The following is a 24,589-nucleotide window of genomic DNA, read 5'->3' as shown; positions in this document are numbered from 1 at the left end:
AGGTGAATTGGGTAAAGCAAGAAGCGTGCTACTTGCCCGGCAGCTTGTCGTCGATGCCCTTCACGTAGAAATTCATGCCGAGGATCTGCCCGTCGTCGAGATGTTCGCCGCCCTTGCACTCGACCGGCTTGCCGTCCTGCCCAATGATCGGGCATTTGAAGGGATGCAGCTTGCCCGCAATGATCGCGGCCTGGGCATCCTCTGCCATTTTTTTCACATCGTCCGGCATGTTGGTGTAGGGCGCCATCGCGAACATGTGGCTGTCGAGGCCGCCCCAGCTGTCCTCGGACTTCCAGGTTCCCGCGAGCTCGGCCTTGACGCGCTCGATGTAGTAGGGGCCCCAGGTGTCGAGGATCGAGGTCAGCTGGGTCTTCGGGCCGAACTTGATCATCTCGGAGTCCTGGCCGAAGGCGAGCTTGCCGCGTTCGCTGGCAATCTGCATCGCGGCGGGCGAATCCGTGTGCTGCATGATGATATCCGCGCCCTGGTCGATCAGGGCCTTGGCGGCGTCGGCTTCCTTGCCCGGGTCGAACCAGGTGTTGGCCCAGATGATCTTGACCTTGATGTTCGGGTTGATGGTCTGCGCCGCCAGCACCGTCGCGTTGATGCCGGAGACGACCTCCGGAATCGGGAACGAGCCGATATAGCCGAGCACGCCCGACTTCGACATCCTGGCCGCGATCAGACCCTGGATGTAGCGGCCCTGCCACCATTTGGCCGAGTAGGTCGACATGTTCGGATTGCGCTTGTAACCGGTGGCGTGCTCGAAATGCACGTTCGGATATTTCCTGGCGACCTTCAGCGTCGGGTCCATGTAGCCGAAGGAGGTCGTGAAGATCAGCTTGTTGCCGGCGCGGACGAGCTGCTCGATGGAGCGCTCGGCGTCGGGGCCTTCGGGCACGTTCTCGAGATAGGTGGTCTCGATCTTGTCGCCCAGCTCCTTCACCAGCGCCTGGCGCGCGAGGTCGTGCTGATAGGTCCAGCCGAGGTCTCCGATCGGGCCGAGATAGATGAAGCCGACCTTGAGCTTGTCGGCGGCGGAGGCTGCGCCGACACTTCCGGCAAGCAAGAACCCGGTGGCCAGCGCAACGAGTGATTTCCACATCATCGATCTCCAACATCAGGGGAAAGCCAAGATCCGCAACGCGCGAGCCCCATCGCGCGCGTCGCGAAATGAAATTCAGCGGTCTGGTACGAACACGGTGCCGAGCGCGGCCGGCGCGGTCGAGCCGCCACTGCGCGCGCGGGAGAGCAGAACCAGAACGATGATTGTCGCAAGATAAGGCAGTGCCGACATGAATTGCGAGGGAATGCCGATGCCCCAGCCTTGCGCGTGCAATTGCAGGATCGTCACTGCGCCGAACAGATAGGCGCCGACCACGAGCCGGCCCGGCCGCCAGGACGAGAACACCACCAGCGCCAGCGCGATCCAGCCACGGCCCGCGGTCATGCCCGGGATGAAGAACGGCGTATAGGCGAGCGGCAGATAGGCGCCGGCAAGCCCGGCGCAGGCACCACCGAACATCACGGCGAAGGTACGGATGCGCAACACGGGATAGCCGAGCGCGTGGGCAGAGGCGTGATTGTCGCCGCAGGCGCGCAGGATCAGCCCCGCGCGCGTACGGTACAGCAACCACCAGACGCCGACGATCAGCGCGATGGAGAAATAGACGAAAGCATCCTCGCCGAACAGCACGCGGCCGATCAGCGGAATGTCGGTGAGGCCTGGAATGGAGAGGTGAACGGCAGGCGTGATGCGCTCGCCGACGAAGCCGGCGCCGATCAGTCCTGACAGCCCGACGCCGAGAATGGTCAGCGCGAGGCCCGTCGCGACCTGGTTGACGGCAAGGCCGAGCGTCATCAATGCGAAGATCAGCGACATCAAAACGCCCGCGACGATGCCGAACAGCGCGCCGATGAAGATCGAACCGGTCAGCCACGCCCCGGCAAAGCCGCAGGCCGCGCCAACGATCATCATACCTTCGACGCCGAGATTGAGCACGCCGGATCGCTCCGCGACGAGTTCACCGGTCGCAGCGATCAGCAGCGGCGTCGACGCGGCGAGCACCGAAAGAATGATGGCCTCAACCAGCTCCACGTGTCACCTGTCGGTTGGGGAAGACCAGCTTGAAGCGATAGAGGATCAGGGAATCGCAGGCGAGCACGTAGAACAGCAGGATGCCCTGAAAGACCTTGGTGACATCCAGCGGGATCTTCATCGCGATTTGTGCCTGCTCGCCGCCGATGAAGGTCAACGCGAGGAAAAGGCCCGCAACCAATATTCCGAGCGGATTCAGCCGACCGAGGAAGGCAACGATGATCGCCGTAAAGCCGTACCCCGGGGAAATGCCGGGCTGGAGATGACCGATGGGACCTGCAACCTCGATGATGCCGGCGAGGCCCGCGAGCGCGCCTGATATTGCGAAGGTCAGGATGATCAGCCGATCGGCTTTGAAGCCGCCGAACCGCGCCGCGCGGGGCGCCGCGCCAACGACGCGGATCTCAAAACCCTTGAGGGTGCGCCCGAGCAGGATTGCGGCGGCCGCGACCACAAGAAGCGTGATGATCGAGCCGAGATGCAGCCGGCCGCCCTCGATCAGCAGCGGGACCGTCGCAACCGGGTCGAACTCGGCGGTGGTCGGGAAGTTGAAGCCGTGCGGATCGCGCCAGGGGCCGCGCACGAGATAGTCGAGGACGAGGTCGGCGACATAGACCAGCATCAGGCTGGTCAGGATTTCGCTGGCACCGAACTTCACCTTGCATATCGCCGGGATCAGCGCATAGAGCGCGCCTGCTGCGGCAGCGAGGACGAGCATGGTGGGGAAGACCCAGGCGCCGGCGTCGGTGCCTTGCGTTCGCACCGCGATCCAGCTTCCAGCCACCGCGCCGATCAGGAATTGGCCTTCAGCGCCGATATTCCAGGCATTGGCGAGATAGCAGAGCGACAACCCGATCGCGATTATCACCAGTGGCGTTGCCTTCACCGCGATCTCCTGCAGCGAATAGCCGTCGGTCAGGGGCGCGATGAAATAGGCGTGCAGGGCGAGCAGCGGATTCTTGCCGAGGATCGCAAACAGAATGACCATGGTCACGACCGTGAGGCCGACCGCGATCAGCGGCGAGACCAGGGCAACCGTGCCTGAGCGCTCGGCCCGCTTCTCAAGCACCAACTGCATGCGCGGCCTCCTGTAGCTGCAGGCTGCCGCCGCCCATGAGAAGGCCGACTTGCTCGCGCGTCGCCGCGCTGGTGGCGAGCGGCGCTGACAGCCTGCCGTGGAACATCACGGCGATGCGGTCGGCGATCTCCTCGAGCTCGTCGAGATCCTGGCTGATCACGAGCAAGGCGGCGCCCGCAGTTGCAAGATCAAGCAGCGCCTGGCGAATGACGGCGGCGGCGCCGGCATCGACGCCCCAGGTCGGCTGGCTCGCCACCAGCACAGCAGGATTGCGCAGAATCTCGCGTCCGACGATGAACTTCTGCAAATTGCCGCCGGAGAGCGATGCGGCCTCCGGATCGCGCTTGGCTTTGCGGACGTCGAACATCTCGGTTGTTCGGTCGACGGTCTGCAGGGCGGCCGCGATATTGATGAAGCCGCGATGGACCATGCCGCTCGCGGCATGTCCGGTCAGCAGTGCATTCTCCGACAGCTTCATGCGCGGCACGGTGCCATGGCCGAGCCGTTCCTCGGGCACGAATGCCGCGCCCAGCCTGCGTCGCTGCGTGATGGAGAGGTGGCCGGCGGGGGTGCCTTCGATCACCACGGTGGCCGCGTGCTTCGACAAGCGCTCCCCGGATAGCGCAGCAAACAATTCGTCCTGGCCGTTGCCGGCGACGCCGGCGATGCCGAGGATTTCGCCGCCCTTCAGCTCGAACGAGATGCGATCCAGCCGCACGCCATTGGCTTCTCCGGGCGCGAGCGAAAGATCCTCGACGACGAGCCGGGGCGCGGTGGCTGTGCGGCCGGACGCCGCCTTCGCCTCCCTGATCTCACCGCCGACCATCATGCGCGCGAGCGAAGCTGCGGTCTCGCGCCGGGGATTGCAGGTCTCGACCTTCCTGCCGCCGCGCAGGATCGTTGCGGTGTCGCAGAGCCGCTTCACCTCCTCGAGCTTGTGGCTGATATAGAGGATGGCGCGGCCTTCGGCCTTGAGGCGCTCCAGCACGACGAAGAGCTGATCGGCTTCCTGCGGCGTCAGGACGGCCGTAGGCTCGTCCAGGATCAGGAATTTGGGATCCTGCATCAAGGCGCGGACGATCTCGATGCGCTGGCGCTCGCCGACCGACAATTGCCAGACGTCGCGCCGGGGATCGAGTGGGAGGCCGTAGGTCTTCGACACCTGCGCAAGCCGCGCCGACATGTCCCTGAAGGACTCTTTGCCGTCGAGGCCGAGCGCGACGTTCTCGGCGACGGTGAGATTGTCGAACAGCGAGAAGTGCTGGAAGACCATGCCGATGCCACGGCTGCGCGCGTCCGAGGGGCCGGACAGCACGACAGGCCGGCCCTGCCAGTGGATCTCGCCGGCGCTGGGCTGGATCAGCCCGTAGATCGCCTTGACCAGCGTCGACTTGCCCGCGCCGTTCTCGCCGAGGACCGCGTGGATCTCGCCGGGCCGGATATCGATGTCGATGGAATCGTTGGCGAGGAAATCGCCATACCGTTTGGTGAGCCCGATTGTCCGCAGCAGCGGGGACTCGCCGGAAGTCTGGCCGTCAGGTGTCGAATCCAACATTCGCTGCTGCGCTTGCATGGTGAAATGACCCGATAGTGGGCTAGTTTGTACCCCGGCGTAAGGTGTGAAAATGCGTCATCCCTTGCTCAACGCCTCGGCGGAGGGGTGGTGCCCGCGGCGCGTCGGCGAGCACGCTGCGCGATCCCCCGCGCAAGGCTCGGATCGCGCCTCTTGTAGATTCGTGACGGTTCAAGTCAAATCGGGCGCCGGCCGACCACGCCGGTGGTCGTTGCCGCCGTACCGTTCCGATAACCGATTGAAAAATATTGCGTATGCGGGCCGCCTTGATGATGGCTGCCGCGGTCCGGCGAAGAGAGAGTTCATCGAGATAGGGGCCGCCAAGGTCGTTCCAAATGTACCGCTCGGCGAAGGGATTGTGCGTGCCCGCCGGAGACTGGAACGTCATCTGGAGGAAATACGAATCAGCCATGGTCTGGCTGGTGGCCGCACCATCGGAGTGACCCTGGCCGCATATGAATAGCGATACCTCGTTGTCTTCAGAGCGCGAAAACCGATTCTACAAAGGCCTTGCTGCCACGCTTGTCGCCGATGCCCTCCAGGCGGTGAATTTTCTCGGGGATCGTTTCCTGAGGAAATTACCTCATTCGTTGTCGGCCATCGAGGACCTCTACCGGCACGCGATGGACAGCGCTTTTTCCGCGACCGAAGCCTTCCTGGTCACGGGCGCACCTCACGCGTCGGCCTATTATCCCCGCGACTTCGCCTGGTTCTATCCTGATGTCCTCGATCCCGAGACCATCATGGATGCGCAGGACGCCGTGCGGCGGGCTCGGCTGCTCGACAAGAGCATCCGCTTGTTGCTGGAGGCGGTTCGCGCCGACGTCGTGACGACGACCATCGTCCCTGCGGGGCGTAGCCGGTATCTCGGCGTGAATTACTTCTCGCGTCCGTCGGATACGCTGCTGGGGATCCTGGCCGGCCTGCAGCAGATGATCTCGGCCGATCAGAGGGCGCCATCCTATCTGGCGATGTCGCAATGCGCGCATGCGGGTCGGCTGTTGCTGGCCGAATATGGCGGCGATTTGCGGCGTGCGGTCCTCAAGCTCGGAAGCGAGCTCGAGCCATTCGACCATGACGGCGCCAGGTACTTGCTGTGTGATGCAAAAGGCCCTCGCTCCGCCGCAACGGACACCCGCGCCGAGCGCCGTCGGTTCGTGACCAATGCCTGCGTTTACACGACGTTCCTGTGGAGCGTGCAGCTCGGCATCGTTGACGAGAACGAGCTGAAGCGGCTGCTCGGGCGCGACCTCGCGCAATACAAGAAGGACCTGCTCCGCTTGTTCGGCAGGGACGGATTCATCAGGCATTCCCTGGATGGCCCGAACGGTCCGCCGGCCTCGATGGTCGCGCTGGACTTCGTCAGCGTGCATCGCGGCTTCTGGGATCTCAACGATGCGGGCGAGCGGGCGCTGTTCGCGGCTACGGCGGACCTGATCATTGCCGAGCCGCGCTTCCGCATCCCCTCTACGTTCCACTTCCTGGTGTCCGCGGATAATCCGCGCAACAAGATGATCCACAAGATCGCGGCGCCGGCCTATCAGGGGCGATCGTCCTGGCCGACGTTCAACGTCGAGTTCGCCGATCGCATGCTGGACTATGATGAATTCTCGGGGAGCTATACCTATCGCTCCTGCGCCCAGGGAATATTGCGGGATATTCGGGCCGCGACGGAGTTGCACGGCGGATATCCGGAATTGATTTCCGAGCAGGGTCTGAAATATCGCACCTGGGCGTATCAGGGCGCGGTGGCTCACTCCTGGTTTCCGCGCTTCCTGTCGGTTTGGCGAAGGGCGTATGGATCGCCGCTCCTGACGTGGAATGACTGACCTCTGCGAAGACGACGGCGGGGATGATCAGCGCGACCCTGTCACGCAACGAGATCGAGCAGCCGGCACGATCCGCGCACGAGCACCTTGCGCCCGGCTGGCGTCATCACGGGCACGCCGTCGTTGATGGCGACGAGGCCGAGCGCGACCAGGCCATCGACGAGATAGGCCTTCGAGAGCCGGCCATTCGACGGCGAGTTGCGAAGCGTGCGCAGCGCTTCCCATTGGTCCGGCGAAAGTTCGAAGTCGAAATCGTTGCTCATACTGCCTCAAGCGATCGTAACGTTCGCGCCCCTGTTAGCGACGCTGCATGAAGACCATGCGACGACAATGAGTCGGGAATCCGGTGAGCTGTTTAGAACGTCTCTTCACGAATTGCCGCACGTTGTAGCGACACGAGAAATAGATCGCTCGATCGCGAAATTCGTCCGTGTGTCTCGATCACTAATTGCTGATCCGAAGGTGATGCTGCGCTGCAAGCTACCGCAGTGCACGGGAAGCATCGCTGTCCCATTATGCGACGAGACGGGTGCGAAATCATGAGGCCGGCAATCCAGGATTCTGCTAGCTTGATTCGTGGGAAATGACTTCACGCGCAGGGAGTGGAGTGCATGAACAGGCTGGTTGAAATTCGCAGTCAGGAATTTCTGTGCCGAGAGCGTGCGGCCCGCGATTTTGATCGCCGGATCTTCTGGCTGACGCAGGCCGAAGAATGGGAGCAGCGCGCGCTCGACGAAATCGCCTACCACTTCCGGGAGTGCAACGGAGGGCAAGCCGGGCTCGCGCGAAACTAACGCGGATCGCGCGTGAGACCTACTGATAAGTCGCCACGATATCCGACACAGCGCGCTCAAGCTGCTGCGCGGTGGCACATTGGCGCACGACGGTGCAGAACGTCGCGTAGCGCGGCATCTCGGAATCGCCAAAGCCCCAGGCGAGTCGTCCTTCCGGATTGAGCCAGACCAGTCGCTTGGAGCGCTCGGAGACGCGGCGCAGGATATCGGCGCGCGGGTCGAGATTGTTGCTGCGGGCATCGCCGAGCACGATCACCGTGGTCTGCGGCGTCAGCGTGCTCATGAAATCCTTCTCGAAATCGACAAGAGAGGAGCCGTAGTCGGACGAGCCGAAGCCGACCTTGGACATGATCTCGGCCATCGCCTCTTCCGGCGACTTTGCCTTCAGGACGTCGCTGACCTCGATCAGGTGCGAAGAGAACGCGAAGGAGCGGACGTCGTCGACGACCTCGTGCAGCGAATGGATCAGCAGCAGGAAGAAATCGGAGACCTGGGCGACCGAGCCGGAGACGTCGCAGAGCGCCACGATCTTCGGCCGGTCGCGATGCTTGCGCTTCCATGCGGTCAGGAACGGCACGCCGCCCCAGGCGGCGTTGCGGCGGAGCGTGCGGCGCACGTCGAGATGGCCGCGGCGTTGACGCTTGCGCGGCTTGGAATAGCGCTCGCGCAAGCGGCGCGCGATCTGGCGGATCAGCGCACGCATCTCGGCGACCTGGCGTCGCTCGATGCGGGCAAGCGGCGCGTTGCGCAGAATCTCGTTGCGGAGGTTTTCGGCCTCCTCGCGGGCGTAAAGTGCAAGGCCCTGCGAGACGGTGTCGCGCACGGCCTCGCGCAAGGCGTCGAGCGCGGCCCGCAGACGCTCGGCCAGCGCGGGATTGGATGCGGTGAGTCCGTCGAGATCGTCGCGCAGGCGCTGAAGGCCCATGGCGTCGAGGATGCGGCTCGAGAAGATGCCGCGCTGGGTGGAGTAGCGGATATCGGACAGGGAGGCCGCGCCGGAGGCACTGGCGATTGCGGCCTGGATCGCGTTGCGATCCTGTGAAAGCAGCATCTGCGCAAGCGGGCCGAGGCTTTCGGGTGGCTGGCCTTCGCCCGCTTCGCTGGTCGAACCTGACGGGGATTGATCCGCCTGTTGGTCGTTGTCTTGCGAGGCGTCGTCGTTGCTGTCGGCCTCGGGCTGGTCCTTCCGCGGTTCCGGCTGGCTGAAGAACAGGTCAAAGCAATCGCCGAGCGCGAGCTTCTCGTCCTGCGACTTTGCGAGCGTCAGGAGCAGCGCGTCCCGCAGAACGTCACGTTCGGAGATGCCGACTTTCGCGACCGCGCGCATCGCATCGATGCTCTCGGCCGGCGAGACGTGGACGCCGACACCCCGCGCGGCCCGAAAGAAACGATGGAGATTCTCGCGCATCGGCGTCAACCGAAGACGTTCGACCGGGCCGCCTTGGCAATGAAAGTCGTCACCTGCGGCGAAGCGGCCTCGATGTCGGCTTCGTATTTCAGAAGCACGTTGAGCGTGTCCTTGACGATGTCGGTGTCGAGCTCGGTGGCCTGGAGCAGCACCAGCACGCGCGCCCAGTCGATGGTCTCGCTGACCGAGGGCAGCTTCTTCAGATCGAGCGAGCGGATCTCGTGGATGAAACCGACCATCTGCCGGCGCAGCGCCTGCGAGATGCCGGGCACGCGGCTCTCGACGATGCGTTCCTCGAGCCGCTGCTCGGGGAAGCCGATATGCAGATGCAGGCAGCGCCGCTTCAGCGCATCGCCAAGGTCGCGTTCGCTGTTGGAGGTGAGGATCACCGTCGGCGGCGTGATCGCCGAGACGGTGCCGAGCTCGGGGATCGTGACCTGGAAGTCGGACAAAATCTCCAGCAGCAGCGACTCGAACTCGGCGTCGGATTTATCGATCTCGTCGATCAGCAGCACGCAGCCGCCGGGCTGCTCCAGCGCCTGGAGCAGCGGACGCGGCTCGACGAACTCCTTGGAGAAGAACACGTCGCCGAAATCGTGGAGCTGGTCGAGCGCCGCATGCAGCGTCTGCGCACCGCCCAGCACTTCGCCGAGCTTGTCCTTGAGGATCTGCGTGTAGAGAAGCTGCTTGGCGTATTTCCACTCGTAGAGCGCCTTGGCTTCGTCCAGGCCCTCGTAGCATTGCAGGCGGATCATCTTCATGCCGCGCCAGGCCGCAATAGCCTTGGCGAGCTCGGTCTTGCCGACGCCCGCGGGGCCTTCGACCAGGATCGGCTTCTCGATCTGCTGCGACAAATAAACGGCTGTCGCGATCTGCCGGCTCGCGATGTAGCCCTGCGCGGCGAGGCCGCTCTCCACTGCCTCGATCGCGGTCGAGGCCTTCTGTTCAGCCACGAAAGGCGCTCCCAAAGGTCTTGCTTGAAGCTTGTTCTGCCTGCGTTCCCGGCAAAGAACAAGCCTCGTTTGGGAGACATCAGACCCGCGAGAACGGCGTTTTTCCGCTGAACGCAAATAGTCGAGCGGCTCGCCGTTCGCCTGGGATCAGTGCCGCAGCACCTCCGGCTTGCGGATCGTCTGCCGGACCTCGGCGCCGCAATCGGCGCACTCATAGACGAAGTCGATCTTGGCAAGGCTCCAATGCGGCTCGACCTCGCGGACATACATCGGCAGGAACCCGATGCATGTCGGGCAAATCACAGGCGCGATTTCGATATCCTGATGATGCTGTACGTAAGCTGGCATCTCGGCTCTCCTTCGCAGGCGACCACCAAACCCCGCGCAGAAGCTACTGCCGGTTGCCCGGGAGCCACCATCAACTCTTTCGAACAGAGACGGAACGGCGGGTGTTTGTCGTTCGCTGTGACATTCTTGTTACGTCTTCTATACTGTAACGGGCGGACCAAATGCCTATTTCACCGCCGATCAGGCTTTCTGCCATCATCGCAACAATAAGGGAGCAACGCCCCATGACGCATGCCATTCGTTTTCACAAGACCGGCGGTCCGGAAGTCCTGGTGTGGGAGGAGGTCAGTGTCGGCAAGCCCGGGCCGGGCGAGGCGCGCATCCGTCACACCGCCGTCGGTCTCAACTTCGTCGACATCTATAACCGTTCGGGCCTTTACCCCGCGCAGTTGCCGAGTGGACTCGGCAGCGAGGCTGCGGGCGTGGTCGAGGAGGTCGGCCCCGGCGTCACCGATCTGAAGCCGGGCGATCGCGTCGCTTATGGTGCCTCGCCGCTCGGTGCCTATTCCGAGGCGCGGGTGATCCCCGCGGATCGCCTGCTCAAGCTGCCCGACGGCGTCGATGACAAGACCGCGGCGGCGATGATGCTGAAGGGGCTGACGACGCAATATCTGATCCGGCAGACCTATCGCGTGAAGGCCGGCGACACCATCCTGCTCCACGCCGCAGCCGGCGGCGTCGGCCTCATCCTCAGCCAGTGGGCCAAGCATCTCGGCGCGACCGTGATCGGCACGGTCAGCAGCGACGAGAAGGCCAAGCTCGCCAAGGCGCATGGCTGCGACCATGTCATCATCTACACGCGCGAGGATTTCGTGAAGCGCGTCGACGAGATCACGGGCGGCAAGAAGGTGCCGGTCGTGTACGATTCCGTCGGCAAGGACACGTTCCTGAAGTCGCTGGATTGTCTCGCGCCGCTCGGCGTCGCCGCGTTGTTCGGTCAATCCTCCGGCGCGGTCGAGCCGCTCAATCTCGGCCTGCTCGCGCAGAAGGGCTCGCTCTACGTCACCCGCCCGACCCTGTTCACCTATGCCGCCAAGCGGGAGAACCTCGTCGCGATGGCCGGCGAGTTGTTCGACGTCGTCAAGTCCGGTGCGGTGAAGATCGAGGTGCACCAGACCTATGCGCTGAAGGATGCCGCCAAGGCGCATGCCGATCTTGCCGCGCGCAAGACCACGGGATCGACCGTTCTCACGGTGTAACCTCCGAACGGGCGGTGGCGCAGGCTCCCTGAGCCTGCGTCACGTCCTCTCGTGCTTGCGCAGGTCACGGGCGTGATCGAGGCGGATTGCCTGCAGGTCGACATCTTCAGGCGGGATTTCGGGCAGGGCGGCCTCGGTCAGGATGGCCTCGGTGACGTCCTCGACCGCGTTCTCCGCGACCTCGTGGATGAACGAGATGTTGCGGTACTCGCCCGAGGCGATGCGGGAAATAACCTCGCGCCTCGTGATTTCAGGGTCGACCACGGCCTCCCGGCCGCGCCGTCCATAGTCGATCATCACCACGAAATACTGCATGAAACGATCCTGCCGCGCTCCTTACCGGAGGCGCGGCAGAGTATTTCTGAAAAACGGAATAAAGTCAAGAGTAATTTCCGAAAAGCGGAAATCGCTGTCATTTGCCCTTCTTGCGCGGGCGCGCCGACTTGGCCCGCAGCCGCTCGAGCTGTCCCTTGGGCATCGACAGGCAGATCTCCCCGACCCAGTCCAGCTTGACGCCGACGATCGGCTTGGCGTTGAAGCTGTTGAGATTGACGACGGACGGGGTCTTGCCCCGCTCGATCGTCTTCAAATAGCGCTCGCCGGTCTTGAGCCGGACCACGGCCTCCTCGCCGTAGAAGCTCGACAGCGGATGGCGCTGGTCCTTGTAGACCACGATCACGTCGCCGCTCTCGTATTTGGGCAGCATGGAATCGCCGACGATCTCGAATGCGACGGTCTCTTCCATGATCGGGAAGGGCAGCGCGATGTCGCCGAGCCCCTCCGGAGGAACCTGCTCGTAGTCCGGCTCGATCACGGCGCCCGCACCGACGCGCCCCATGATCGGCGCGAGATTGAGCTCGAGATATTCCATGATCGGAATGATCTCAGAGGCCTTCACCAGACGCTCGCCGCCGAGGATCTCCGAGACCGCGCCGGGCCGCACGCCCATGGCTGCCGCCAGGCCGCCCTTGCTCTTGCCCGTCTTCTCCAGGCCCCGCTCGATCATTGCAACGTCCAACATGGTGATTCCCTCGATTGCACACCGTCTTGCCTCTTGTAATCCGAAATTCGGAATTGATGCAATTATGAATATCAGAATTATCGATTGACTCTTGCTTCGGAATACCGGAATGTATGTTTCGCCGGCTCCGGTCATGCGATCGGACGAGGCGCATCACAGGACAGCATCATGGAACCGGGCCATTGGCCGTCGGAGCACTCCGACGCGCTTCGCGACCATTTTCGCAAGGGCATGTCTTATGCGGAGATCGCAAGACAGATTAACGCAAGCTTTGGAACGGCTTACACGCGCAATGCGGTGATCGGCCGGGCCAAGCGGCTCGGACTCGTCATACCGGAATGGATCACGAGCCCATCCCTCGCGCCGTACTTGCCGGGCGAGGGCCCGGTTTCGCCACGCCGTGCGGTGCTGCCGAACCTCAACGTGCCGCCGAAGTCTGCAATGAAGCCGGCGGCGCCCGTGAAGTTGCGCTGCGTCGGCGTTCAGCCACGCCTGGTCCAACTGGTCGACCTCGAGCCGGCCGACTGCCGCTATCCCTATGGCGGCGACAAGGAGGGCGAGGAGATCGCCTTCTGCGGCCATCCCTGCCGGCCCGGCTCCAGCTATTGCGCGCCGCATGCGCGCCTGACCCGCCGCTCCGGGGCCGCGGCCGCCCGTGTCTCCGGTCCCGTCGTGCTGAGGCTGGTCTCCGCGGCGTGATCGCGCCAGCCGTTCAACCGTCAATTTCGCAAAGGAGCATTCGCTTGGCACGTGCCCGACGCAACAAGTCTTACAGATTGGCGAGAATCTACGACCGGCGGTTGCGGGAGCTGCCGTTCAATGCCGAAGTGGCGGAGGTGGAGGTCGACAATCCGCTGGCGCTCGATCCCGGTGAGAAGATCGCGGCTATCCGGTCGATCCGTGGCGATCCGCTGGGTCGGCTGCAGGCTCACCACCAGGTCGACGAGGCGCAATTCCTCGGCGGACGCGCCTTCCAGAATGACTGGGAAAGGGCGGAGCGGGGGCCTCAGGCAATGGACCCGACCAGGGAATATGTCGACGGCGCGCGCTCGCGCGAGCCTGTCACCGAGAGCCAGCGCCAGGCGGTGTTGCGGCTGAACCGGGTCGAGCGCGAGCTTGGCGTCGACGGCGCCGCATTGGTGCACGACGTGCTGGTCCTGGGCCTGAGCATGGATCAGATCAGCGTGCGTCGCGCCGTCCGGACGCAACGCTGGAACGACTATTTTGCGCGTCGTTTTCGCGAATGCCTTGACCGGCTGGCGCTGGTCTACGGCTTTGCGACGGAGGCGGGGACGCGGCGGGCGGAGCCGCGCAGATGAAGAAGGCACGCCGGCGGCCGCGGCCGCCGGCGTACCGGGGCGTCACTCACGGATGCGGTACGATCTGGTAAGGCGTCGTATAGGGCTCGACGCGGAGCGAGGCGTTGGCGAGAAGGCCGATCTTGGCGGTCGGGGCCTGCTGCAATTCGCCGTTCGGGCCGCGATGCACGTTGTATTGCCAGACGGTGAGATCGCCCTTCTGTGCCAGCGCGTGCGCGACCGCGCTCGCATCATTGCCGCCGAGCCCCTTGAGTTCATCCGCCGACAACCCGACGACGATCTCGTCCTTGACGGTGATGATCTTGAACAGGTTCATCTTGGTCTCCTGCGCCCATGCGCCTTGTATCGAGAGGGTAAGAAGCGCGGCCGCGGCGCCCTTGATGAGATCGCAGCGAGAAAGCATGCCGTCGTCCTTTGATGCTGACGCGCGCCCGAATCGAAGAGTTTCAGCCATGGCGCTCGTTATCCGCGTGGCCGTGTCGCACCCGCTTGGTCGCCGGCTCATGGAGAACGGTTCATGGACAACCGTTCATGGGCGGAAACATTTCCGCACCGATCGATCCGAGCGACTCCTGTGCCGAAGCGGGCGCTGGAGCCCGGCCGTACGATTCATTTTGTCGCGGGGGACAACCGTCGAAGCCCAACACAACAATGACGTGTATGGACCGGTGGGTACCAATTCGTCGCTCATGTCCGTCCCTATCGGAAACAGGCAGAAACGTTTGGCTGATTGACAGCGATCGGGGCTCCGTGCGTGATTGATGACGCTTCTTGACGCAGGTGGGTGACGGCGATCGCTATTCCTGTTATCCGGAATTGCCGTGGTGCGATGCAGACGAAGCATCACTCTATCGAGGGTTGGACTTGCCGGAAGGGTTGTTACTTGTCATAGTTGCAACCGTCACGGTTGAGCCCGTCGTTTCGACATGTTCGTTCAGCGTGCCAGCGGCCGGGGCCACCCGGTCGAGAGTTCGTCGCCAAAGGGCCCCGACGTGGAGTCCTGCCAGGGCGTTCGGTTCTTGAGTGGATCACGAAGGTCGATGCTTGTCAGAGGTGCGGAATGAAGAACGTCAATTTCGCGGCTGAACTGCACCTCAGGCTCGGCGCGCCCGCGACCGGCACGGTCGAAAGTCTGCGCCTGCTCCGCGCGTTCCTCAAGCTCGCGCCGCGTCAGCGCTTCGAGGTCATCAAGCTGGTCGAAGACCTCGCCACCGAGGAAGCTCTTCCCGAGCGCCCCTTGTCCTGAACCCGGCTTTAACGCCGTCTCTTCGTTTTTTCCTGCCGGAGCCGGGCCGCCGGCGCCGTTTCCCATGGGCTGGCCGCTGGAACGCGGTCCGGCAAGTGTGGTATTCGTTGGGAAAACAGAGGGAGTGCGACCATGATCGAACCGAAGCTTGAAGTTCCGGCCGAACTGCGCGACCTGGCCGAGAAGACGATTGACCAGGCCGAGAAAGCATTCGGCATGTTTTTCGAAGCCGCCACCAAGTCGGTGTCGTCCGTTCCCGGCGCGGGGACCGAGGTGTCGAAGCAGGCGCTGATGTTCACCGAGCAGAATATGAAGTCGGCCTTCGAGCATGCGCGCAAGCTGGTCCATGCCACCGACATTCAGGAGGCGATGCGGATCCAGTCCGAGTTCCTGCGCAGCCAGTTCACCAGCGCCGGCGATCACATGCGCCAGATGACCGGCAGTCTCATGCAGCCGGGCAAGGGCAAGTCCTGATTCCCGGCTTGTGCACAGCCTGCTCATAAATTGAACTTGCGCGGCGTGAAGATCCGCACTTCGATGCTGGTGCAGATCCATGACGGGCCACCGAATGACACCATTCGCCGTCAGTCATCTCTTCTGCTGATCCCTGTCGGTCCTCCGGCAGGGATTTGCATTTGTGGCAGGTGTCGTGCCCGGGCCGATCTTATCGTTCGAGCATGATCTTTTCGGAAAACCGCTGAACGATTTTCCGGATCATGGCTCTAGCGCAGCGATGCGATATAGGCCGCGATGTCGCCGGCTTCGATACGGCTCAAGGGGAAGTTGGGCATCTTCGGGTGCGGATCGAGCAGGAAGAAGGCGAGCCGCTCTGGACTGAAGTCCGGCCTGCGCGCCACGGAGGCGAAGGAGGGGACGTCGGCGTTCGCCTGGGTTTGGCCGGCGGCGACGACATGGCAACTCGCGCACCAGCGCTTGGCGAGGTCGGCGCCGTGATTGGCGTCCGCTGCGAGCGCGGCAGAGGTGCCGAGGCTTGAGGTTACGGCAAGCAACAGGCAGATTTGTCTCAAATGCTGGCGCATAGGGTAACCTTCATGCATTCGTTGCGCCGCATGCCTATCCGCAGCACGATCCCGGGAATTGCGAGAGATCGATGCGAGCGATGATCGACCGCAGCAGCTTGCGGGCCGAACGATGAAGATGCCGCAGGAATGCGGGCATTCTCGCCGCGGGCAGACCAAGACTTCTTATATCAAGGCTTGTCGTGTCAAGACTTCTGGTGTCGAGACTTTTCGCATCAACACTTTCGATATAGTTGGACACGTGTCTCTCCGAGGCCATGGGACCTTGTAGCCCGCTGGCTCGGAGCCGCCTTGATCTGCCGCAAAGCGATTTCGGCTAATAATCGCCCGGGTTCATGATCATCGGGGTCTTCGTATCGGCCGGCGCGAGGGCGCTGCTGGCGCTGTCGCGCAGGAAGCGGTCGAGGGTTTCCTGGATCTTCTCCTTAACCGCGTTGGGGCCGCGATCGCTCATCTCCGTGTGCTGCGCGCCGGTATGAACGATGTCGATGCCGCGCGCTTTGGCCTCTTCCGGCGTCGGCAGCACGCCGGGATCGGTCAAGAAATGCGGGTCCTTCGATCGGAACGAGAGGATCTTCATGCCGTCGTTGAGCACGAAGGGCACCCTGAGATTGTCGAGCGTAATCACCTTCGACACCAACTCCGGGTGCTGATGGGTGACATACATGGAGACATCGCCACCATTGGAGTGCCCGACGAGGGTAATGTGGTCGTAATCGACGTTCTCCTGCTGCCTTCTCAGCCTGTCCAGCACGAACAGGATATTGGCCTCGCAGCGGATATAGACCTCGCGCCGGCCGACATATTGCTGGCCGACTTGCGTCATCAGCGGTGGGTCGCTCGGCAGGTCCTGCTGGATGCTGGCAACCAGATAGCCGCGCGCGGCGAGCACGTTGGCCAGAAATGAATATTCGGTGGCCTTGACGGTATTGCCGTTGCTGATGATGGCGAGCGGCAGCTTCCAGAGGCCGAGATTGGCCTTGGTCTCGTAGTCGCGCCGTACCGCCAGTTCGACCGCGATCGGCCGCTGCCGCTGGTCGTCGAACAGCGCCATGTTCTCATGGCGGATCGCAAACCGGCTGACGACGAGATATTCCCCGACGCCTAGGACGCAGAGAAACGCCAGTATTGCAAACACCCTCTTCATGGCCTGGTCTCAAATCACGTTTGGCTGAACATGGTCATCGGAAACTCCCGGATCGAGCGATCGTGAGCAGGTTACGGGATTAAATTTAGGCAAGTCTGTGAGCAAGGCCGCAAAAAGGCGGCAGGGCCCCGTCCGACCGCGCGAACGACAGGCGGCTAGAGACAGCCGGGGGTGCCGCGGTTGGGGCAGAGCCGGAACGCGCTCGACAGCGTGAACAGGAAACGGGGGCTGCGGCGCTCGTTGTCCGGTGCCCGGTAGCTCAAGGGCACGGCCACGCCGAGATCGGCCTGGAGATCGTCTGGCAGGAAGAATCGCACGCCGGCTCCAGCCGAGGTGAGCGACAGGCCGTCGCTCAGGCGATAGCCGTCGTTCCAGACGGCGCCAGCGTCGCCAAAGGCGTAGAGCTGATAGCCGGTCCAGTAGCGGAAATTAAGCTTCTGGTCGAAGCGCAGTTCGAGCGAGCCGGCCAGGCCGTTGTCGCCGCTGATCTCCGCTGCGCCATAGCCACGGCCGAAGGCAGCGCCGCCGAGATAGAATTGCTGCGAAGTGAACAGCGGCCGCGACGCCGTCTGGCTCGCGGCGGCGAGCTTGAGCGACCAGACATCGTTGAGTGTCTGGTAGCGCGTGAACCAGAGGTTCAGCACGGAGAAGTTCGAGGAGGCGCCGTCGCGGGACAGCAGATCGTCTTCGAAATGCGAGGCGCCGAAGACGTCGAGGCCGTGGCGGTAGGTCAGCGTCGCGAAATTGGTGCCGCCGAAGGGATCCTGCAGCCGGTAGTCGGCCGTCAGGCTCGCTGTCCTGATGTGGTCGTTGTACCAGGTCCCGTAAAGATCGTGCTCAGACACGTTGCTGAAAGTCGTCGCCGCCGTCAGCGTGAGCGTCGAGGACTGGGATTGCAGCGGAACGATGCTGGCGCGCAGCTCGAAAGCCTCGGTCGTGGTGATGTCGCTGTCGAGGCGGCGGGCATCTCCCGGCCTGACCGCGCTGTAGAGGGCGGATGCGCCGAGGCGCACGCCGTCGACGCCGACGGGCGTGTCATAGGACAGCCGCGCGAAACCGAGCTGACGAGGATCGTTGGCAATAGTCGACAGGTTGACGGCCAGCGTGTCTCCCGGCGTGAGATAGGAGTTGAACGCGCCGGTGGCGTAGGTCTGCCAAGGGCCGACCGACGACGATCCGAGATTGTCGAGGCCAAACGAGGAGAAGACGTGCCAGGTCTTCAAAGAGACGGTGAGGCGGAAGCGGCCCGAGGTGCCGCCGATTTCCTCGAGCGCAGTATCGGTGATCCGGACGCCGGGCCTGCCGTTGATCAGGAAGAGCTGGCGCTCGAGCGTTGCAAGGCGCGACGGCTGCTCGGCTAAAACCGGGCCGAGCATCGGCCTGACACCGAACTGCTCGGCGCCGTCGCCTTTCAGCTCGGCTTGCACGATGGCGCCTTCGATGACCTGGATCCGGACCTGGCCGTCCGCGATGTCCTGTGGCGGCACGATGGCCCGGCTCAGATGGAAACCGTCGGCGCGGTAGAGGTCGCTGATCGCGCCCGCTATTGCGGCGAGATCGGCTTGCGAGACCTTCTTGCCGAGATAGGGCTGATAGACCGCGGCAATCCGATCGAGGGAGACCGCGTGGGCACCGCTGACGCTGACGCCGCGCAACGCGAATTGCGGCTTGGTATCGCCGCTGGTGTTGGGCTGGCCGACCGTCGGCAGCCTGACCGGCGGACGGCTCAGCGTTTCCCGCTCGGTTTGGTTTTCAAAGTATTTCTCGGGCTGCCGAGGATCGAAGCCCGGCTGGTTGGCCTGTTGGGCGAATGCCTGGGAAACTCCGGTGAAAATCGGCGCCAACAGGGCCAACGCGGTAACGAGATGCCATTTATCAACCCGCACAGCGAACCGGTCCCCGTAATTATGCGGAGTTTTCCCGGTGGCGCGGTAAGGCTTCGTTAGGCGCATGATTTTTCATAGTTTTTTATGGTCAATGATTGGTTAATCCGGCCTCTTCTCTGGCCGCTTCCCGCTAATTCTATCTTGAGTGATTTCGGATACCCCTCAGGCTTGGCTGTAACGCGGACTGGGGTTGGTCATGCTTGGCAGATTTGGAATGCGGCGCGCTCTTTTGGCAGCGCTGATCCTGGGAACGGCCTCCGCCGCATCCGCCGGGGATGACGGTGTGTGGTCCGTCAGCAAGTCCTCGGGCGAGGTCTGGCTCGCCACGGACGGCGCGCAGCAGGTGTCGCTGAGCCAGGACGGCGCGCTGAAACCGGGCGACACCATTCGCACCGGCCGCAATGGACGCGTTCTGCTGGTCCGCGGCGAGGAAACGATCCTGATCTCCCCCAACTCGGTGGTCGGCTTGCCGACCGAGAAGAAGGAGGGACTCTCGACCACCATCGTCCAGCAGGCGGGTTCGATCCTGCTCGAGGTCGAGAAGCGCAACGTCAAGCATTTCGAGGTCGAGACGCCCTATCTCGCCGCCGTGGTCAAGGGAACGCAGTTCAGCGTGACGGTCGGCGCGGGAAGCACCAAGGTCGGCGTGCTCCGGGGCCAGGTCGAGGTCTCCGACTTCAAGACGGGACAGATTGCCCAGGTCATGCCGGGGCAGGCCGCCACCGCCTTCGAGCACGGCAAGCCCGGTCTCAGCCTGAGCGGTGCCGGCACGTTCAATGCGATCGAGCAGGGCAAGCCGCGCGCCTCGTCGATCGAGCGCGTGCCCGTGCCGAAATCCGGCCTGTCGGCGCCCCGCAATGCCGCGAACGGTCATGCGATCCACGCGCTCGGCCCGATCGACAAGGGAGCCAAGACGGCCGCCACGCCGAAGCCATCCCATCAGGCGGCCGGCGGTCATGTTTCCAAGCCCGGCGTCGTGCGCATCTCGAGCTCGCTCGGAGAGGTCAAGCTGAACTTCCACAAGGTCACGCGCGGGCTCGCTCACGGCGCGGTGGCTCCCGGACAGGTGCGCAACGCGAACGCCAACGCCGGCGTCGCGACCGAGACGGTCTGGAGCGACAGCAGCACCACGACGTCCAGCAGCGCCGTCCAGACCGCGGTGGCCACAAGCGCTGCTGCAGCGGCCGGCAACAGCAGCTCGTCGAATGCGGGCGCCGCGATAGCCGCAGCGGCCAGCAACGGAAACGCCGGCGGCAACGGCAATTCCGGCAATGGCAATAATGGCAACGGTAACGGCAATGGCGGCGGCAACGGCAACAACGGCGCCACCGGCAACGGCAAGGGCAACAACGGTAACGGCAATGGCAACGGCGGCGGTAACGGCAGCAACGGCCATGGTCACGCCTACGGCAGACGCTGAGGCGGCTTCCTAGCAGCAAGGGGGCGCCTGCAGAAGCGGGCGCGGGAGGATCGGAGTGAAACGCTATCGGCCGCATATCCTAGTCGTGATCGCGCTTGCGATCGTGCTGTCCACGGGATGGCACGGTGCGCTTCGCAATGCGCTCACCGACCTGCGGTTCGCCTGGCAATCGCGTGAGGCCAGCGGCCACGTCGTCGTGGTGGCCATCGACGCACCGTCCATCGAACGGATCGGGGTGTGGCCCTGGCCGCGCCGGCTGCACGCCGAGCTGCTGCACCAACTCGCTTCGGCAGGCGCCGGGGAAGTCGCCTTCGACGTCGACTTCAGCTCGCCGTCCGACGCGGCGTCCGACGAGGCGTTCCTCAGGGCACTTCGCGAGGTCGGCGGCTCGACGGTCCTGCCGTCCTTCAAGCAACCGACGCCGAATGGTGGTCCGGCCCACATCAATCGTCCCTTGAAGCCGTTCAGCAACCAGTCCTGGCCGGCCGTCGTGAACGTCGCCGTCGAATCCGACGGGCTCGTTCGCCGTTATCCGTTCGGCGAGAAGCTCGGCGATGTCTTGATACCCTCGATGGCCGTCGTGCTGGCGGGGAAAGACGCCAACCGGCGGCCGCCTTTCCTGATCGATTTCAGCATTCGTGCGGCCTCCATTCCGACCGTCTCCTATGTCGACGTGCTGCGCGGCGATCCTGCTGCGCTCGACAGGCTGAGAGACAAGAAGATCATTGTCGGCGCCACCGCGCTCGAGCTCGGCGACCGCTTCAGCGTTCCCAACGGCAAGATCGTCTCGGGGCCTGTCCTGCAGGCGATGGCCGCCGAATCGATCCTTCAGGGCCGGATGCTGCGCTGGACGTCCGATGTCGGCATGATCCTGGGCCTCAGCGTGATCTGCCTGCTGATGATGTATTCGTGGCGCCGCTCCGCGCCTGGAATGCGCGTCGCAGTCCTCGTCGCCACCGGCGCCGCTATCGAGCTGGTCGCGGCCCTCGTGCAGGCAAAATGGTCCTTCGTCATCGACACGTCGCTGCTCCATATCGCGATCGTCGCCTACCTGACCGCGACCGCGCTGGACGAGATCGATTTCCGAGGTCTCCTGGGACGGATCGCCGAAAGCCGCTTTCACCGGATCGCGATGTCGCTCGGCGACGGTCTCGTCTGCACCGACGAGGATCACCGGATCACGGTCTGGAATCCCGGCGCGAGTGCGATCTTCGGCTACACGCCCGCCGAGATCATCGGCCGTCCGTTCGACACGCTGTGCGCGGTGCCCGCGAAGGATGATGCGGCGCCCTCCATGCACGACGCCGCGCGCCAGGCGCTGCTGGTTCCTGGCGGGGCGGTCGTCGTCGAGTTCGAGGGGCGGCGCAAGAATGGAGAAACCTTTCCCGTCGAGGCGAGCTTCTCGGGCTGGCAGGGAACGGAGGGCTTTCAGTACGGTGCGATCCTGCGCGACATCTCGGTCCGCAAACGCGAAGCCGAACGCGTCAGATATCTCGCGGAACATGACGCTCTGACCGGACTTGCCAACCGCAACACGCTGCATGGCGCACTGGCCGGCATGATCGCGGATGCGGAGCGCAGATCCCGCGAGGTCGCTCTGCTCGTGATCGGGCTCGACGGCTTCCAGAGCATCAACGACATGCTCGGACATTCGGCGGGCGATCTCGTGCTGCAGGCGGTCGCTGCTCGCCTGCAGGGCGAGGCCGGAGACGGGACGATCGTCGCCCGGCTCAGCGGCGATGAATTCGCGATCGCGCGCGCAGGCGCAGACGGTAGCGAGTCCGTCGTGGCGTTCGCCGAGCGGATCGCGCGCGCATTCGAAACGCCGCTGGCGACGGGCACGCGCCAGCACCGCGTCAGGATCAGCATCGGCGTCGCGGTCTATCCCGAAAGCGGACAGGGCGCCGACGACCTTCTCAGCAACGCTCATCTGGCGCTGAGCAAGGCAAAGATGACGCGTCGCGGCAGCCATGTGGTCTTCGAGGCCGCGATCAGGCAGGAGCTGGAGAGCCGGCTGACGCTGGAGAGCGAGCTGGCGCTGGCGGCGGATCGCGGCGAGTTCGAACTGTTCTATCAGCCCCAGGTTCGTCTGATCGACGGCAGCCTGGTCGGCGCCGAAGCGCTCATCCGGTGGCGACATCCCGTGCGCGGCTACGTCTCGCCCGGCGAGTTCATGCCCGTGGTCAACACTTCGGCCCTGTCCGAGCGGATCGCAAACTGGGTGATGGAGACGGCCTGCCGCCAGGCGCGCGCCTGGGAGCTGTCCGGCAATGCCGCCCGCGTCGCGATCAACCTCTCGCCATCGCAGCTTCACTCCGGCGATCTTGCGCATGCGGTCGCGGCCTTGCTTGAATCGACGGGGCTGACGCCGTCGCTGCTCGAGCTCGAAGTCACCGAGGACATCCTGCTTCTCGACGAAGCCCGCGTGCTCGCCATGTTCAAGCGAATCCAGGAGCTCGGCGTCCGGGTCCTGTTCGACGATTTCGGCACCGGCTATGCGAGCTTGAGCTATCTGAAGAAGTTTCCGCTCGACGGGCTCAAGATCGACCGGTCGTTCGTGTCCGGCCTGCTCTCGAATTCCGACGACGCGGCCATCGTCGGCTCGACCGTCGGCCTCAGCAAGCAGCTCGGCCTCACAGTCGTGGCTGAAGGGATCGAGGACCGCGCCACCGCCGACTTCCTGGTCAGCATGGGATGTGAGGAAGGGCAGGGCTATTTCTTTGGCCGTCCGATGCCTGCGCAGGCTTTCGAACAGCAATTTTTGGCGGCTGAGCTCGAAGCCGTGAGCGCTGCCTGAGCCAGGCTGTTTTCGCTTGAGCCTCAACCGAACAACGCTTGAGGTCATCTGTCGGCTTTTGACGGCAGGCCGGACGTAGGACAGCGTCTGCTGCACCGCCCCTTATGACCCAGAGCAGACCTCAACATTAGCTGACACGGTACATTGTCGATAACGGCCTATTCCCTGCGCCTCGACCATTTCAGCGTGGCCGAGGGACCCTCGCCAAAGAGCTTTCGATAGTATCCGGCGAAGCGCCCGAAATCGGAAAAGCCCTGACGGAAGGCTACGTCAGCGACCGTCTCGGGGCTCGCGCTCTGCTGCAGAAGAATTCGAGCTTCGCACAATCTTTTGTGTCGCAGATACACGATGGGAGCGATGCCGAGAACCTCGTCGAAGGCCCTGTAGAGAGACCGATGTGAAACGCCCAGCGCCGTCGTGAGCGCCGAGATGTGGACGGGAGCCGAACCAACGCTGTCGAGATACTCCTCCGCCCTTCTCACAAGGCGACGTGGCGAGGAAACGAACAAATCGGACCGCTCTGAATTCGAGACCGCATAGCATACACTCTCGATTATCGCCTTCTTCCAATATTCCGCCTCGGACGACTTCAGCTTGCCGGCGTGCCGATCGAATCCTGCCATGATGCTCCGCAGCGCGAAGGCCGAGGTGCTCCCCCCTCCCGCCGCCGTCTGAAATGAGTTGTTATTGAGCCAGGCTGCCGGATCGCCGAAGCGGCTGCGTGGGCCGAAGAACTGCACCAGGTCGTCGACCGGTAGCGCTACGGCGCCAAACGACGCGCCAGCGTAGTGGCGCCTTTCGTGTTCCGCGCCAGGGGACCAGATGCGAATGCCGGCAGCACCAGCCCTCCGAGACCCGGGTCCGCCCGAGTTGAACAGAAAGCCGATCGTCACGCGCTCGTCGCTGTAGACACCTCGCGAGATGAGCCCGCGCGAAAAGCTGCCCAGTCCGAGCGAGAGACTACCGACGCCGGCGTGTTTGAGCCGGCCCTGCATCCGACCAGCCTCGATCTGGATGATCTCGGCGCGTGTCGTCGGTGTCGCCGCTCGAAGCTGCTCGAATCCGTCGATAGTGACCTCGCTGGACGTCACGACGTCGCTCGGGGCCGGACGGTCCATAGCTGCAACGGTGCCAGGCATAAAGCTCTCCATTGCCGCACGTACCGACAAGCTCAGGGGGAATTGCGTCTGAAAAGCGGCGTCGACAGTTTGCTTCAAAACGCGCTGGCCTATGCGACTGAAAGAACGTCGTTTTTAAGCCGAGCGGCAAGGCGTCGCAGTGGCAGAAACTACGCCTCACATTGGGGGTGAGCTAGGATAGCATTCACAACCAAAGCGGGAGCGCCTCACCACGGCGTCAAATCAAAAAGAATGGAGTGCACAATGAGCGGCCCGGAAAAGCAGGACGAAAACACCGCCGAAAAATTTGCGAGT

General features: G+C 63.7%; 26 protein-coding genes. 10 read left to right on the top strand and 16 right to left on the bottom strand.

Annotation, left to right across the window (positions count from 1 at the left end):
- Positions 1 to 28 precede the first annotated feature (28 nt).
- From QRQ56_RS23505 to QRQ56_RS23490, 4 genes are all read right to left on the bottom strand, one after another.
- Positions 29 to 1,105 carry a BMP family ABC transporter substrate-binding protein gene (locus tag QRQ56_RS23505; RefSeq protein ID WP_438743730.1) on the bottom strand — a complete coding sequence of 359 codons (1,077 nt, stop codon included), beginning with the start codon at positions 1,103 to 1,105 and terminating at the stop codon, positions 29 to 31.
- A gap of 75 nt (positions 1,106 to 1,180) precedes the next feature.
- On the bottom strand, positions 1,181 to 2,098 hold the full coding sequence (locus QRQ56_RS23500; protein ID WP_438743323.1) for an ABC transporter permease: 918 nt from the start codon (positions 2,096 to 2,098) through the stop codon (positions 1,181 to 1,183).
- Entirely contained in the window at positions 2,085 to 3,176 is a 1,092-nt protein-coding gene (locus QRQ56_RS23495) for an ABC transporter permease (RefSeq protein ID WP_438743322.1), read from the bottom strand. Before QRQ56_RS23495 ends, QRQ56_RS23500 begins: the two co-directional genes overlap by 14 nt.
- Positions 3,160 to 4,749 (bottom strand): ABC transporter ATP-binding protein, encoded by a 1,590-nt coding sequence (locus QRQ56_RS23490; protein ID WP_438743320.1) that lies wholly within the window; start codon positions 4,747 to 4,749, stop codon positions 3,160 to 3,162. The genes QRQ56_RS23495 and QRQ56_RS23490 overlap by 17 nt, the downstream gene beginning before the upstream one ends.
- Before the next feature lie 238 nt (positions 4,750 to 4,987).
- Here QRQ56_RS23490 and QRQ56_RS23485 point away from each other — a divergent pair, with 238 nt between their 5' ends.
- Both QRQ56_RS23485 and QRQ56_RS23480 read left to right on the top strand, forming a co-directional pair.
- Entirely contained in the window at positions 4,988 to 5,212 is a 225-nt protein-coding gene (locus QRQ56_RS23485) for a hypothetical protein (protein ID WP_438743319.1), read from the top strand.
- Positions 5,205 to 6,578, top strand: coding sequence for a hypothetical protein (locus QRQ56_RS23480; RefSeq protein ID WP_438743318.1), 1,374 nt, complete (start codon positions 5,205 to 5,207; stop codon positions 6,576 to 6,578). Before QRQ56_RS23485 ends, QRQ56_RS23480 begins: the two co-directional genes overlap by 8 nt.
- A gap of 41 nt (positions 6,579 to 6,619) precedes the next feature.
- Here QRQ56_RS23480 and QRQ56_RS23475 read toward each other — a convergent pair whose 3' ends face one another.
- Positions 6,620 to 6,841, bottom strand: a complete 222-nt coding sequence (locus QRQ56_RS23475) for a hypothetical protein (protein WP_438743316.1) — start codon at positions 6,839 to 6,841, stop codon at positions 6,620 to 6,622.
- A gap of 348 nt (positions 6,842 to 7,189) precedes the next feature.
- Here QRQ56_RS23475 and QRQ56_RS23470 point away from each other — a divergent pair, with 348 nt between their 5' ends.
- Positions 7,190 to 7,372 carry a hypothetical protein gene (locus QRQ56_RS23470; protein WP_438743315.1) on the top strand — a complete coding sequence of 61 codons (183 nt, stop codon included), beginning with the start codon at positions 7,190 to 7,192 and terminating at the stop codon, positions 7,370 to 7,372.
- Between the two features lie 19 nt (positions 7,373 to 7,391).
- On the opposite strand, the gene QRQ56_RS23465 is transcribed toward QRQ56_RS23470, so the two are convergent.
- The 3 genes from QRQ56_RS23465 to QRQ56_RS23455 all read right to left on the bottom strand — a co-directional run bounded on the left by QRQ56_RS23465 (position 7,392) and on the right by QRQ56_RS23455 (position 10,081).
- Positions 7,392 to 8,780, bottom strand: coding sequence for a vWA domain-containing protein (locus QRQ56_RS23465; protein WP_438743314.1), 1,389 nt, complete (start codon positions 8,778 to 8,780; stop codon positions 7,392 to 7,394).
- A 5-nt stretch (positions 8,781 to 8,785) separates the two neighbouring features.
- Positions 8,786 to 9,733: an AAA family ATPase gene (locus tag QRQ56_RS23460; protein WP_438743312.1), complete on the bottom strand. Its 948-nt coding sequence runs from the start codon at positions 9,731 to 9,733 to the stop codon at positions 8,786 to 8,788.
- A gap of 147 nt (positions 9,734 to 9,880) precedes the next feature.
- On the bottom strand, positions 9,881 to 10,081 hold the full coding sequence (locus QRQ56_RS23455) for a hypothetical protein (RefSeq protein WP_438743311.1): 201 nt from the start codon (positions 10,079 to 10,081) through the stop codon (positions 9,881 to 9,883).
- A 224-nt stretch (positions 10,082 to 10,305) separates the two neighbouring features.
- Here QRQ56_RS23455 and QRQ56_RS23450 point away from each other — a divergent pair, with 224 nt between their 5' ends.
- Positions 10,306 to 11,280, top strand: coding sequence for a quinone oxidoreductase family protein (locus tag QRQ56_RS23450; RefSeq protein ID WP_438743309.1), 975 nt, complete (start codon positions 10,306 to 10,308; stop codon positions 11,278 to 11,280).
- A gap of 39 nt (positions 11,281 to 11,319) precedes the next feature.
- Here the strand turns inward: QRQ56_RS23450 and QRQ56_RS23445 are convergent, their stop codons facing one another.
- Positions 11,320 to 11,595 carry a hypothetical protein gene (locus QRQ56_RS23445; protein WP_438743307.1) on the bottom strand — a complete coding sequence of 92 codons (276 nt, stop codon included), beginning with the start codon at positions 11,593 to 11,595 and terminating at the stop codon, positions 11,320 to 11,322.
- 97 nt (positions 11,596 to 11,692) lie between these two features.
- Complete coding sequence (locus QRQ56_RS23440; protein ID WP_008130247.1) at positions 11,693 to 12,301, bottom strand: S24 family peptidase; 609 nt, start codon at positions 12,299 to 12,301, stop codon at positions 11,693 to 11,695.
- A 168-nt stretch (positions 12,302 to 12,469) separates the two neighbouring features.
- On the opposite strand from QRQ56_RS23440, the gene QRQ56_RS23435 reads away from it, so the two are divergent.
- Both QRQ56_RS23435 and QRQ56_RS23430 read left to right on the top strand, forming a co-directional pair.
- The gene (locus QRQ56_RS23435) at positions 12,470 to 13,000 is read left to right on the top strand and encodes a GcrA family cell cycle regulator (protein ID WP_438743306.1); all 531 of its coding nucleotides are present in this window, start codon (positions 12,470 to 12,472) and stop codon (positions 12,998 to 13,000) included.
- Positions 13,001 to 13,044: 44 nt separating this feature from the next.
- A complete protein-coding gene (locus QRQ56_RS23430) occupies positions 13,045 to 13,620 on the top strand; it encodes a hypothetical protein (protein ID WP_438743729.1) in 576 nt (191 codons plus the stop codon).
- Positions 13,621 to 13,666: 46 nt separating this feature from the next.
- Here the strand turns inward: QRQ56_RS23430 and QRQ56_RS23425 are convergent, their stop codons facing one another.
- The gene (locus tag QRQ56_RS23425; protein ID WP_438743305.1) at positions 13,667 to 14,023 is read right to left on the bottom strand and encodes a hypothetical protein; all 357 of its coding nucleotides are present in this window, start codon (positions 14,021 to 14,023) and stop codon (positions 13,667 to 13,669) included.
- 657 nt (positions 14,024 to 14,680) lie between these two features.
- Between QRQ56_RS23425 and QRQ56_RS23420 the strand changes: the two genes are divergently transcribed.
- Entirely contained in the window at positions 14,681 to 14,866 is a 186-nt protein-coding gene (locus QRQ56_RS23420) for a hypothetical protein (protein ID WP_438743304.1), read from the top strand.
- Between the two features lie 132 nt (positions 14,867 to 14,998).
- Complete coding sequence (locus tag QRQ56_RS23415; RefSeq protein ID WP_438743302.1) at positions 14,999 to 15,340, top strand: phasin; 342 nt, start codon at positions 14,999 to 15,001, stop codon at positions 15,338 to 15,340.
- A gap of 248 nt (positions 15,341 to 15,588) precedes the next feature.
- On the opposite strand, the gene QRQ56_RS23410 is transcribed toward QRQ56_RS23415, so the two are convergent.
- The 4 genes from QRQ56_RS23410 to QRQ56_RS23395 all read right to left on the bottom strand — a co-directional run bounded on the left by QRQ56_RS23410 (position 15,589) and on the right by QRQ56_RS23395 (position 19,005).
- On the bottom strand, positions 15,589 to 15,906 hold the full coding sequence (locus QRQ56_RS23410; protein ID WP_438743301.1) for a c-type cytochrome: 318 nt from the start codon (positions 15,904 to 15,906) through the stop codon (positions 15,589 to 15,591).
- Positions 15,907 to 15,940: 34 nt separating this feature from the next.
- A complete protein-coding gene (locus QRQ56_RS23405; RefSeq protein ID WP_438743300.1) occupies positions 15,941 to 16,147 on the bottom strand; it encodes a hypothetical protein in 207 nt (68 codons plus the stop codon).
- A gap of 75 nt (positions 16,148 to 16,222) precedes the next feature.
- Positions 16,223 to 17,053: an alpha/beta fold hydrolase gene (locus QRQ56_RS23400; RefSeq protein WP_438743298.1), complete on the bottom strand. Its 831-nt coding sequence runs from the start codon at positions 17,051 to 17,053 to the stop codon at positions 16,223 to 16,225.
- Positions 17,054 to 17,208: 155 nt separating this feature from the next.
- Positions 17,209 to 19,005, bottom strand: a complete 1,797-nt coding sequence (locus tag QRQ56_RS23395; RefSeq protein WP_438743296.1) for a ShlB/FhaC/HecB family hemolysin secretion/activation protein — start codon at positions 19,003 to 19,005, stop codon at positions 17,209 to 17,211.
- Positions 19,006 to 19,135: 130 nt separating this feature from the next.
- Here QRQ56_RS23395 and QRQ56_RS23390 point away from each other — a divergent pair, with 130 nt between their 5' ends.
- On the top strand, positions 19,136 to 20,359 hold the full coding sequence (locus QRQ56_RS23390; protein WP_438743295.1) for a FecR family protein: 1,224 nt from the start codon (positions 19,136 to 19,138) through the stop codon (positions 20,357 to 20,359).
- Between the two features lie 55 nt (positions 20,360 to 20,414).
- Positions 20,415 to 23,156: an EAL domain-containing protein gene (locus QRQ56_RS23385; protein ID WP_438743294.1), complete on the top strand. Its 2,742-nt coding sequence runs from the start codon at positions 20,415 to 20,417 to the stop codon at positions 23,154 to 23,156.
- A gap of 158 nt (positions 23,157 to 23,314) precedes the next feature.
- Here QRQ56_RS23385 and QRQ56_RS23380 read toward each other — a convergent pair whose 3' ends face one another.
- Positions 23,315 to 24,295: a helix-turn-helix domain-containing protein gene (locus tag QRQ56_RS23380; protein ID WP_438743292.1), complete on the bottom strand. Its 981-nt coding sequence runs from the start codon at positions 24,293 to 24,295 to the stop codon at positions 23,315 to 23,317.
- Between the last annotated feature and the right edge of the window lie 294 nt (positions 24,296 to 24,589).

Source organism: Bradyrhizobium sp. U531 (genome assembly GCF_051710265.1).
Taxonomy (GTDB): Bacteria; Pseudomonadota; Alphaproteobacteria; order Rhizobiales; family Xanthobacteraceae; genus Bradyrhizobium.
Note: the sequence above shows the minus strand (reverse complement) of the source record. Positions and strands in the feature narration are given on the sequence as shown.